Source organism: Streptomyces sp. SAS_270 (assembly GCF_052543295.1).
The window spans coordinates 97707-108840 of sequence record NZ_JBMNDS010000005.1; the positions used below are offsets into that span (position 1 = coordinate 97707).

General features: G+C 69.7%; 9 protein-coding genes, 1 tRNA gene and 1 pseudogene. 10 read left to right on the forward strand and 1 reads right to left on the reverse strand.

What is annotated here, in order from left to right; translation table 11 throughout:
- Nucleotides 1-86 precede the first annotated feature (86 nt).
- From ACN6LB_RS05390 to ACN6LB_RS05405, 4 genes are read left to right on the forward strand one after another with little or no spacing between them, the layout of a single operon-like run.
- Nucleotides 87-284, forward strand: coding sequence for a hypothetical protein (locus ACN6LB_RS05390; RefSeq protein WP_445024785.1), 198 nt, complete (start codon nucleotides 87-89; stop codon nucleotides 282-284).
- The gene (gene repSA / locus ACN6LB_RS05395) at nucleotides 281-1690 is read left to right on the forward strand and encodes a replication initiator protein RepSA (protein ID WP_445024786.1); all 1410 of its coding nucleotides are present in this window, start codon (nucleotides 281-283) and stop codon (nucleotides 1688-1690) included. Before ACN6LB_RS05390 ends, repSA begins: the two co-directional genes overlap by 4 nt.
- The gene (locus ACN6LB_RS05400) at nucleotides 1665-1838 is read left to right on the forward strand and encodes a helix-turn-helix transcriptional regulator (RefSeq protein ID WP_356133583.1); all 174 of its coding nucleotides are present in this window, start codon (nucleotides 1665-1667) and stop codon (nucleotides 1836-1838) included. The genes repSA and ACN6LB_RS05400 overlap by 26 nt, the downstream gene beginning before the upstream one ends.
- Nucleotides 1835-3208 carry a site-specific integrase gene (locus ACN6LB_RS05405; protein ID WP_445024787.1) on the forward strand — a complete coding sequence of 458 codons (1374 nt, stop codon included), beginning with the start codon at nucleotides 1835-1837 and terminating at the stop codon, nucleotides 3206-3208. Before ACN6LB_RS05400 ends, ACN6LB_RS05405 begins: the two co-directional genes overlap by 4 nt.
- 218 nt (nucleotides 3209-3426) lie before the next feature.
- Here the strand turns inward: ACN6LB_RS05405 and ACN6LB_RS05410 are convergent.
- Nucleotides 3427-3498: transfer RNA gene (locus tag ACN6LB_RS05410), tRNA-Arg, on the reverse strand.
- Between the two features lie 434 nt (nucleotides 3499-3932).
- Here ACN6LB_RS05410 and ACN6LB_RS05415 point away from each other — a divergent pair.
- From ACN6LB_RS05415 to thrB, 6 genes and pseudogenes are all read left to right on the forward strand, one after another.
- Nucleotides 3933-4409 (forward strand): annotated as a pseudogene (locus tag ACN6LB_RS05415) (response regulator); the annotation flags it as partial.
- Between the two features lie 399 nt (nucleotides 4410-4808).
- Nucleotides 4809-5789 carry an ArgS-related anticodon-binding protein NrtL gene (gene nrtL, locus ACN6LB_RS05420; protein WP_445024788.1) on the forward strand — a complete coding sequence of 327 codons (981 nt, stop codon included), beginning with the start codon at nucleotides 4809-4811 and terminating at the stop codon, nucleotides 5787-5789.
- Between the two features lie 32 nt (nucleotides 5790-5821).
- Entirely contained in the window at nucleotides 5822-7213 is a 1392-nt protein-coding gene (gene lysA / locus ACN6LB_RS05425; RefSeq protein ID WP_445024789.1) for a diaminopimelate decarboxylase, read from the forward strand.
- 155 nt (nucleotides 7214-7368) lie between these two features.
- On the forward strand, nucleotides 7369-8667 hold the full coding sequence (locus tag ACN6LB_RS05430) for a homoserine dehydrogenase (RefSeq protein WP_445024846.1): 1299 nt from the start codon (nucleotides 7369-7371) through the stop codon (nucleotides 8665-8667).
- 6 nt (nucleotides 8668-8673) lie between these two features.
- A complete protein-coding gene (thrC, locus tag ACN6LB_RS05435) occupies nucleotides 8674-9732 on the forward strand; it encodes a threonine synthase (RefSeq protein WP_445024790.1) in 1059 nt (352 codons plus the stop codon).
- 305 nt (nucleotides 9733-10037) lie between these two features.
- Complete coding sequence (gene thrB, locus ACN6LB_RS05440; protein ID WP_356138837.1) at nucleotides 10038-10967, forward strand: homoserine kinase; 930 nt, start codon at nucleotides 10038-10040, stop codon at nucleotides 10965-10967.
- Nucleotides 10968-11134: the final 167 nt, after the last annotated feature.

Below are 11134 nucleotides of genomic sequence, written 5' to 3' on the forward strand. Positions count from 1 at the left end.
GCCCCCGGGCGGCCCTGAAACCGCCAAGTTTCCGCCGCCCGGGCGCTGTCCCTGCCCGATCCACTGAACCGGAAGGAACCTCCATCATGACCGGCCACACCCCGGCTCCGGCTACAACGGCACGGATCTGCCCGAACTGCGACGGCTTCGCCGCCGCCGCCATCACCTCCGGCGGCCGCAACGCCCGTGGACACCTGCGCACCCTCACCGTCGACTGCACGGCCTGCCACGGCACCGGCATCCGGCACGCCCGCGTCGCCCAGTTCGCTGGGGGCCGCGTATGACCGACACCGCGACCTTCGCGGGCCTGGACCCGATCACCCTGGGAGACCTCCTCCGGGTGGCCGGGTCCCCGGGCTTCGACCGCTGGCAAGACCAGATCCGCCGCACCGGTGGCTGCGCCAACCCGATCCACCTCACCGGCTGGACCCTCACCAAAGACAAGACCACCGGCGAGACCCTGCATCACTACTCCACAGAGGGTGAGCCGGGCGGACGCCTCCGCATCGCCTGCGGCAACCGCCGCGCCTCCCGCTGCCCGGCCTGCGCCTGGACATACGCGGGCGACACCTACCACCTCATCCGCGCCGGACTCGCCGGAGACGCCGACAAGGACATCCCGGCCACCGTCCGCGAACACCCCCGCGTCTTCGCCACCTTCACCGCCCCGTCGTTCGGCCCGGTCCACAACCGGCCCGACCGTGGTGTCTGCCGCTGCAGCGTTCGGCACGCCGCCGACGATCCCGCGCTCGGCACGGCCCTGGACCCGGCCACCTACGACTACGCGGGCACCGTGCTCTTCAACAACCACGCGGGCGACCTGTGGATGCGCTTCGTCAACCGGCTCCGCCGTGAGATCGCCGCCCGCGCCGGACTGACTCAACGCGAACTGGCTGACGTGTGCCGCGTCTCCTACGGCAAGGTCGCCGAGTTCCAAAAGCGCGGCGCCATCCACTTCCACGCTGTGATCCGAATCGACGGCCCCGACGGCCCTGCAACCCCGCCGCCGTCCTGGGCCAGCACCAACCTGCTCACGGCCGCGATCCGCGCCGCCGCCGCGCACACCTACACGAGCGTCAGCGTCCCGGCCTCCGGCGACCAACCCGCCCGTACGTTCCGGTGGGGTCGACAGCTCGACGTCCGGCCGGTCAAGGCCTTCGGGGACGGCTCTGACCTCACAGAGCAGGCCGTCGCCTCCTACGTTGCCAAGTACGCCACCAAAGCCGCCGAGAACACCGGAACCCTCGACCGCCGGATCGGCGAACTTGCCGAACTCGACCGCCACGGCGTCCCCGACCACGCCCGCCGACTCATCACCGCATGCCGCGACCTCGACCCGCTCTACCCCGAACGCCGCCTATGGGCCTGGGCTCACATGCTCGGCTTCCGCGGTCACTTCAGCTCCAAGTCCCGCCGATACTCAACGACGCTCGGCAACCTCCGGCAGGCTCGTGCCGACTTCCGCGCCATCCAGGAACGCGCCGCCCTCAGCCTCGATGAGCGCGAGCGGGACACCGCCCTCGTCCTTGCCGACTGGCAATACGCCGGACACGGCCACACCCCCGGCGAATCCGCCCTCGCCGCCACCATCGCCCGCGACCTCCAACTCAACCGCGACACCGCCCGCGAAGCCTTGAAGGAGAACCGGCGTGAAAGACGAGCTGATGACCGTCCCGGAGATCCTCGCTGAGCTCAAGGGCATCTCGCGACGGACCTTCTACCGCTGGCGCGAACTGGGACACGCCCCGCAGGCCTTCAAGTTGCCCAATGGTGAACTGAGGGTCTGGCGGAGCGACTTCACGGCATGGCTGAATAGCCGAGAAAGGGTTGCGGCATGAAGTCACTCGACGTGAAGGTCTGGGGCGTACGGAAGAGGAACACCAAGAAACCGTCCTACGACGTCAGGTGGATCGTCGCTGGCAACGTGTTCTCCGATCAGTTCCGCACCAAGGGACTTGCCGACAACTACCGTTCCAAGTTGCTCCGTGCCATGCGCGACGGAGATGAATTCGACACGGTGACTGGGCTGCCGGATTCGATGGTCGAAAAGGCGCCCTCGATGACGTGGTATGCCTTCGCGTTGAAGTACCTTGCGATGAAGTGGCCGCACGCTGCGCCGAACACACGCGACGGAATCAACGAGTCGCTGACCGCGGTGACTGTGGCGCTCCTCGACGATCGTCCAGGACGACCGGCTGATGATCTGCTTCGGAAGGCTCTCCGGAACTGGGCCTTCGTCCTGCCTGGTCCCGACGACCGCGAGTTGCCGACTGAGATCGCGAACGCGCTGCACTGGGTGGGGAAGGCTTCGCGCCCGTTGTCGGACCTCGGCGACGCATCGATCGCCAGGGCGGTGCTGGACTCCTTGAAACTGAAGCTCGACGGGACGGCTGCGGCTGCGGAAACCGTACGGCGCAAGCGGCGGACACTCGTCAATTCCATGCACTATGCGGTGGATCTCGGCGAGTTCAAAGAGAACCCGGTCACCTCGGTTCGCTGGAAAAAGCCGAAGGTTGTCAAGGAAGTCGACCCCCGTGTGGTGGCCAACCCTGAACAGGCCCGTGCTCTTCTGGCCGCAGTCTCTTACATCGGCGGCTATGGTCGGGCTCGCGGTCGTCGACTGGTCGGCTTCTTCGCCTGCATGTACTACGGCGCTTTGCGTCCGGCCGAAACTGTCGGTCTTAAAGAGGCGGACTTGAAGCTGTCTGAAAGCGGCTGGGGAACTGCGCTGCTGAATAACACTCGCCCCAGCGTCGGCAAGCGGTGGACCGACTCCGGCGAAACGCACGACGACCGCGGACTCAAGAACCGGCCCGTGGAAGAGGTCCGGCCTGTGCCGATCCCGCCGCATCTCGTCGCGATCCTGCGGGACCACATCGACACCTTCGGCGTGGCCGACGATGGGCGCCTCTTCACCAACGAACGCGGGGGAGTGGTCGGCTCGTCGACGTACTTCCGCGTGTGGCAGGAGGCTCGCGCGCTGGCGCTCCCGCCGGCCGTTTTCGCCTCACCGCTCGCCGCCCGCCCATACGACCTACGGCACTCGGCGCTGTCGACCTGGCTCAACTCCGGAGTCGACGCAACGGAGGTTGCCGAACGCGCAGGCAACAGCGTTGAGGTCCTGCTGAGCCGCTACGCGAAGTGCATCGACGGTCGGCAGGAGACCGGCAACCGCAAGATCGAAGAGCTACTGCGCGAGTACGAGTGATCCCACACGCGCCGCGCTACGCTTCAGGCCCCTGGATTCGTCCGGGGGCCTTCGCCGTTCCTGGGGCTGACCAGGGGCGATGCCTCAAGATCGTGTCCACGAATAGTCCACGGACTCCGACATAGGACCGCTCACGGTGGCATACGGCTGCACATACGCGAAGACCCCACCCTCAGCGTTTCCGCTGGTGACGGGGTCTTTGGGCACCTCATGCAAGGTGCCCCCGGCAGGATTCGAACCTGCGCACACGGCTCCGGAGGCCGTTGCTCTATCCCCTGAGCTACGGGGGCGTATCGGCGCTGTGTTCGCGGCGACGGGTAGAACCCTACCAGCTCTTTCGGGGCGGCCATGAACGGGTTTTGGTGGGGCGAGGTTGGTGTCCTGAGCAGGGCAGGTGTGGTGTCCGGGGGTAGGACGCGCGCCCGACTTCGCGGAGGGGTGAGCGTCCGTCCTCGTGTCGTGCGGGGGGACGCCCACCCCTCGTTCATGCCGGGCCCGGCGGACGCCCACCCGTCCCTCCCGCCGGGTGAGCCCCGCCCCCCATGCGCAGCCGAACACCGCCCCATCCGCCGCTGAACCCCACCCCCAAGCCGAACCGCGCCCCACCCCCAAGCCGAACCCCACCCCCCACCCCCAAGCGACTCCCGCCCCCGCGCTGCCCCCGTGCTCCCCCACCCCACCCCCACCCCACGTAGAAGTCCGGAAAACCCGGACGCGGTGGTGGGTGCGGACCTACTCTCGAGTTGTGCCAGGCGTGTCCGGTCGGGTGCTTGTTGTGGACGACAACAAGGTCATCCGGCAGCTGATCAGGGTCAACCTCGAACTGGAGGGTTTCGAGGTCGTGACCGCGGCTGACGGTGTCGAATGTCTGGACGTCGTGCATCAGGTGCGGCCCGATGTCGTGACGCTGGACGTGGTGATGCCGCGGCTGGACGGGCTGCGCACCGCCGCCCGGCTCCGGGCCGATCCGCGGACGCGGAATCTGCCGCTCGCCATCGTGAGTGCCTGCACGCAGTACGAGGTCGAGAGCGGGCTCGACGTCGGCGTCGACGCGTTTCTCGCCAAGCCCTTCGAACCTTCCGAACTCGTGCGGCTCGTACGGCAGTTGGTGGAGCGGCGGGGACCCGGAGGTGGCGAGGGCGGCAGTGCCGCCGGATCGCCGTTCGACGGAGCCGGAGTCGGAGCTGGAACGGCAGCTGGAACGGCAGCGGGAGCCGGACCCGGACCCGGACCCGGACACGGACCCTTCGATGCAAGCGAGACCGACCGCCCCGACCGCCCCGATCGCCCCAACCGTGCCGGCCGTAACGACCGCCCCGAGCGTGCCGACCGCCCCGACCATGCCGACCTCAACGACCACCCCGGCCGCGCCGACCACCCCACCCCCACCGAACACGCCGGCCGCGCCGGTCACTGACCCTTCCCGGCCACCTCTCTCCTCGTGTCCCCTGCTCCTGTCGAGGCGCCGACGGTTCCCCCTTCCGCCAAGGGTGCCGCCGACCCCCCTCCCCCAAGGCCCCCGGCCAGCAACCCGTCCACATCCCGGACCCTCGCGAAACCGGCTCGCCTACCCACCCCCCTCCTCCCCTACGCTTGTCCCGTGACCCCCGTCGAGCTCTCCCGTACCGTGCTGCGCGCGGTGCGTCGTGCTGTCGACGCGGGGGAGCTGGAGGTGGCCGTGCCTGCGCGGGTTGTGGTGGCTCCTCCGGGGGCGGGTGGGTGTGGGGACTACGCCACCAACATCGCGTTGCAGCTCGCCAGGCCCGCCGGGCGACCCCCGCTGCAGGTCGCGGAGATCCTGCGGCCGCACATCAGCGGTACGGACGGTGTCGCCGGCGTCGAGATCACCGGGCCCGGCTTCCTCAACATCCGGCTCCAGGGGGTCGCCGCCCCGCTCGTACGTGCGATCCGTGCGGGGGAGTACGGGCGCGGTGACGCCCTCGACGGGCAGGTCGTCGTACTCCGTATCCCCTACGACGTCCGTGCCGAGGTCGTCGCCGATGTCCTCGTGCGGGTCGTCGCCGTCCAGGGCGGTCGCGTCGAGGTCGAGCACGCGAGGCCGGGGGAGCCCGTGGACCTGCGGCCGGTTCCCGCGGCCGAGGACCCCGCGCCGCTCGGCCCGGACGCCGCCCGTTGGGCGCTGCTGCACCCCGCAGGCCACGACCGGCCCCGGATCAGTGCCGACCACCTCGTCCAGCGGGAGAGCAACCCTCTCTTCCTGGTGCGTTACGCCCACGCCCGCGCCCGGGCCCTGAGCCGGGGCGCCGCCCGCCTCGGCTTCGACGGCGCCCCCGACGACGTACCGCATGACGTGCCGCACACGGACGATCTCCTTGCCGCGCTCGCCGAGTACCCCCACGCCCTTGCCGCCGCCGCGGCGCACCGCGCCCCCGACCGGCTCGCCCGGCACCTCGTCACCACCGCCGACGCGCTGCTCGCCTTCCAGCACACCGTGCTGCCGCTCGGCGACGAGAAACCCTCGGCCGCCCACCGCGCCCGGCTCGCGCTCGCCGAAGCCGCCGGGACGGTGCTGGCCGGCGGCCTGTCCCTGCTCGGCATCAGCGCACCCGACTACCTCTGACACAAGTAGAAACAGCAGAAAGCCCAGATGACATGAGCCGTTCCGCACACCCCGCCGGGCCCCGTCACGCCGATGTCCTGCCCGAGGGGCACTACACCGCACCGCCGGCCGACCTCAACGCCCTCGACCCGAAGGTCTGGGCGCACACCGTCACCCGTACGCCCGAGGGGTCCGTCAGCATCGGCGGGATCGACGTGAAGGACCTCGCCGAGGAGTACGGCACGCCCGCCTACTTCATGGACGAGGCGGACTTCCGCTCCCGGGCGCGTGCCTGGCGCACGGCCTTCGGGCACGACGCCGACGTCTTCTACGCCGGGAAGGCGTTCCTGTCGCGCGCCGTCGTGCGGTGGCTGCACGAGGAAGGGCTCAACCTCGACGTCTGCTCGGGCGGCGAGCTCGCCACCGCCCTGTCGGCGGGCATGCCCGCCGACCGCATCGCCTTCCACGGCAACAACAAGTCCGAAGAGGAAATCCGGACGGCTGTCACCGTCGGCGTCGGGCGCATCGTGCTCGACTCCTTCCAGGAGATCGTGCGGGTCGCGCACATCGCCCAGTCGCTCGGCAAGCGGCAGCGCGTGCAGATCCGGGTCACCGTCGGCGTCGAGGCGCACACGCACGAGTTCATCGCCACCGCGCACGAGGACCAGAAGTTCGGGATCGCGCTCGCCGACGGACAGGCCGCCGAGGCCGTACGGCGCGCGCTCGCCCTCGACGGGCTCGAGGTCGTCGGGATCCACTCGCACATCGGGTCGCAGATCTTCGACATGGCCGGTTTCGAGGTCGCCGCGCGGCGGGTGGTGAAGCTCCTCGCCGAGGTGCGCGACGAGCACGGCGTCGAACTGCCCGAGATCGACCTCGGTGGCGGCCTCGGCATCGCGTACACCAGCGAGGACGACCCGAGCGAGCCGCACGAGATCGCCAAGGCGCTCGGCGAGATCGTGACGAGGGAGTGCGAGGCCGCCAGGCTGCGCACGCCCCGCATCTCCGTCGAGCCCGGGCGCGCCATCGTGGGCCCCACCGCCTTCACGCTCTACGAGGTCGGCACCATCAAGCCCCTCGACGGGCTGCGCACCTACGTCTCCGTCGACGGCGGGATGTCCGACAACATCCGCACCGCGCTCTACGACGCCGAGTACAGCGTCTCCCTGGTGTCCCGCACGAGTGACGCCGAGCCGATGCTCGTCCGCGTCGTCGGCAAGCACTGCGAGAGCGGCGACATCGTGGTGCGGGACGCGTTCCTGCCCTCCGACCTGGCTCCCGGTGACCTCATCGCGGTCCCGGCGACCGGGGCGTACTGCCGCTCGATGGCCAGCAACTACAACCACGCACTGCGTCCGCCGGTCGTCGCCGTGAACAACGGCGAGGCCCGTGTCATCGTCCGCCGCGAGACGGAGGAGGACCTGCTCCGCCTGGACGTCGGCTGACGTACGAGCGCGGACGACCGGAGGCGGAAGATCTCCTGTCTTCCGCCTCACGAAAAATGAAATAGACGTCTCACAATCCGGACGTAGGGTAAAAACTCTCGTCCGGTGAGTGAGACTGGACCAACCGTGACGGTATGAGGAAACGAGGTCGGATGATGCGTACGCGTCCGCTGAAGGTGGCGCTGCTGGGCTGTGGGGTTGTCGGCTCAGAGGTGGCGCGCATCATGACGACGCACGCCGACGACCTCGCGGCCCGGATCGGGGCGCCCGTCGAGCTCGCGGGCGTGGCCGTCCGGCGGCCCTCCAAGGTCCGTGCGGGCATCGACCCGGACCTGGTCACCACCGACGCCACCGCCCTCGTCAAACGCGGCGACATCGACGTGGTCGTCGAGGTCATCGGCGGTATCGAGCCCGCCCGGTCGCTGATCACCACCGCCTTCGAGCACGGCGCCTCCGTCGTCTCCGCGAACAAGGCGCTGCTGGCCCAGGACGGTGCCGCGCTGCACGCCCTCGCCGAGGAGCACAAGCGGGACCTGTACTACGAGGCCGCGGTCGCCGGCGCCATCCCGCTGATCCGGCCGCTGCGCGAGTCCCTCGCCGGCGACAAGGTCAACCGCGTGCTCGGCATCGTCAACGGCACCACCAACTTCATCCTCGACAAGATGGACTCCACCGGCGCCGGGTACCAGGAGGCGCTCGACGAGGCCACCGCGCTCGGGTACGCGGAGGCCGACCCGACCGCCGACGTCGAGGGCTTCGACGCCGCCGCCAAGGCCGCGATCCTCGCCGGAATCGCCTTCCACACGCGCGTACGCCTCGACGACGTGTACCGCGAGGGCATGACCGAGGTGACCGCCGCCGACTTCGCCTCCGCGAAGAACATGGGCTGCACCATCAAGCTGCTCGCCATCTGCGAGCGGGCCGCCGACGGTGAGTCCGTCACCGCGCGCGTGCACCCGGCGATGATCCCGCTCAGCCACCCGCTGGCCTCCGTGCGCGGCGCGTACAACGCCGTCTTCGTCGAGTCCGACGCGGCCGGGCAGCTCATGTTCTACGGCCCCGGCGCGGGCGGCGCCCCGACCGCCTCGGCCGTCCTCGGCGACCTCGTCGCCGTCTGCCGCAACAAGATCGGCGGCGCGACCGGACCCGGCGACTCCGCGTACACCCAGCTGCCCGTGTCCCCCATGGGCGAGGTCGTCACGCGCTACCACATCAGCCTCGACGTGGCCGACAAACCGGGTGTTCTCGCCCAGGTGGCCACCGTGTTCGCCGAGCACGGGGTGTCGATCGATACTGTGCGTCAGCACGGTCGACAAGACGGGGACGGCGAGGCCTCTCTCGTCGTCGTCACCCATCGAGCGTCCGACGCGTCCCTGGGCGGGACGGTGGAGGCGCTGCGCAGCCTCGACACCGTGCGGGGTGTCGCGAGCATCATGCGGGTTGAAGGAGAGTAACCAGCAATGACCCACCAATGGCGCGGAATCATCGAGGAGTACCGGGACAGGCTGCCCGTCTCCGACAGCACGCCCGTCGTGACGCTCCGCGAGGGCGGTACGCCGCTCGTGCCCGCGCAGCTGCTCTCCGAGCGCACCGGCTGCGAGGTCCACCTCAAGGTGGAGGGCGCCAACCCCACCGGGTCCTTCAAGGACCGCGGCATGACCATGGCCATCACGCGGGCGAAGGAGGAGGGCGCGAAGGCCGTCATCTGCGCCTCCACCGGCAACACCTCCGCCTCCGCGGCCGCCTACGCCGTACGGGCCGGAATGGTGTCCGCCGTTCTCGTCCCGCAGGGCAAGATCGCGCTCGGCAAGATGGGCCAGGCGCTCATCCACGGCGCGAAGATCCTCCAGGTCGACGGAAACTTCGACGACTGCCTGACGCTGGCGCGCCAGCTCTCCGACAACTACCCGGTGGCGCTGGTCAATTCGGTCAACCCGGTGCGCATCGAGGGCCAGAAGACCGCCGCGTTCGAGATCGTCGACATGCTCGGCGACGCGCCCGACATCCACGTCCTCCCGGTGGGCAACGCGGGCAACATCACCGCGTACTGGAAGGGCTACAAGGAGTACGCCGCCGACGGCATCGCCGCGAAGACGCCGCGCATGTGGGGCTTCCAGGCCTCCGGCTCCGCGCCCATCGTGCGTGGCGAGATCGTCAAGGACCCCTCGACCATCGCCACCGCGATCCGCATCGGCAACCCGGCCTCGTGGCAGTACGCGCTGGACGCGCGGGAGGAGTCGGGCGGCTTCATCGACGAGGTGACGGACCGTGAGATCCTGCGCGCCTACCGCCTGTTGGCGGCCCAGGAGGGCGTCTTCGTCGAGCCCGCCTCCGCCGCGTCGGTCGCCGGTCTGCTGAAGGCCGCCGAGCAGGGCAAGGTCGACCCCGGGCAGAGGATCGTCTGCACGGTCACTGGAAACGGACTCAAGGATCCCGACTGGGCCGTCGCGGGCGCTCCGCAGCCCGTTACGGTTCCGGTGGACGCGGTAACCGCCGCTCGGAGCCTCGGTCTCGCGTAGACGCTGAGCACGGGGGGTGCACAGGGGGCTTACGACACGCATCGTGCGCCTCCTGTGCGCCCTATGTCGCCACGGAACCTTCCTTCGATAGGCTGTACCGAACCCGCCCGCCGCATATGCCGCGGTGCCGCCGTAGTTGCGGCCTCCGGGTCCTGCCGTACGCAGCGCACTTCACTTCAGTCCTCCAGCTTTCACAGTTCTCCAGCTTTCAAAGTCCTTCGGTTCTCAGTTCAGTCCCAGAGAAGTTCAGTCCTCAAAGAAGCTCGACTTCGAACATCTCGCAGCTCAAGGAGAGTCATCGAGCGATGGCCGGTCCCGCTTTCCGTGCCGCCGCCGTCCGGGTGCGCGTCCCCGCCACCAGCGCCAACCTCGGGCCCGGCTTCGACGCCTTCGGCCTGTCCCTGGGGCTGTACGACGACGTGGTCGTCCGGGTGGCCGACTCCGGGCTGCACATCGACATCGCAGGGGAGGGCAGCGAGACGCTCCCGCGCGACGAGAGTCACCTCCTCGTACGCTCCCTGCGCACCGCCTTCGACCTGCTGGGCGGACAGCCGCGCGGCCTTGAGATCGTCTGCGCCAACCGCATCCCGCACGGTCGCGGCCTCGGCTCCTCGTCGGCCGCCATCTGCGCCGGCATCGTCGCCGCACGCGCCGTCACCATAGGTGGCGACAGCAAGCTCGACGACACAGCGTTGCTGGAGCTCGCCACCGAGATCGAGGGACACCCCGACAATGTCGCGGCGTGTCTGCTCGGCGGTTTCACGCTCTCCTGGATGGAGGCCGGCGCCGCACGGGCGATCAGGATGGACCCCGCCGATTCCATCGTTCCGGTGGTTTTCGTACCGGGCAAGCCGGTCCTCACCGAGACCGCCCGCGGCCTGCTGCCACGTACCGTCCCGCACGTCGACGCCGCCACCAACGCGGGCCGCGCGGCCCTGCTCGTCGAGGCCCTGACCAGGCGCCCCGAGCTGCTGCTGCCCGCCACCGAGGACCGGCTGCACCAGGAGTACCGCGCCCCGGCCATGCCGGAGAGCACGGCACTGGTGGAGCGGCTGCGCGCCGACGGCATCCCCGCAGTGATCTCCGGCGCGGGCCCCACGGTCCTCGCGCTGGCCGACGAGGCATCGGCCGACAAGGTCGCACGCCTCGCAGGTGAGGGCTGGGCGGCCAACCGCCTTGGCCTCGACGAATCGGGGGCGTGCGTGCTGCCGCTGGCCCCTTCAGGGCTCGACTGAACACGCACGGTTGCCGGATTTGGAGAGGGGGAATGTTTGTTGGATCCGGTAGTGTTAACCTCAAGTCTGCACCCGACCCCACCATGGCGAGGTGCTTCACGTCCCCGTCCGGGACAACCATTCTTCCGGGAGCCTCCCAAACTGCTTTGTGCCATGCATGGCGTGCT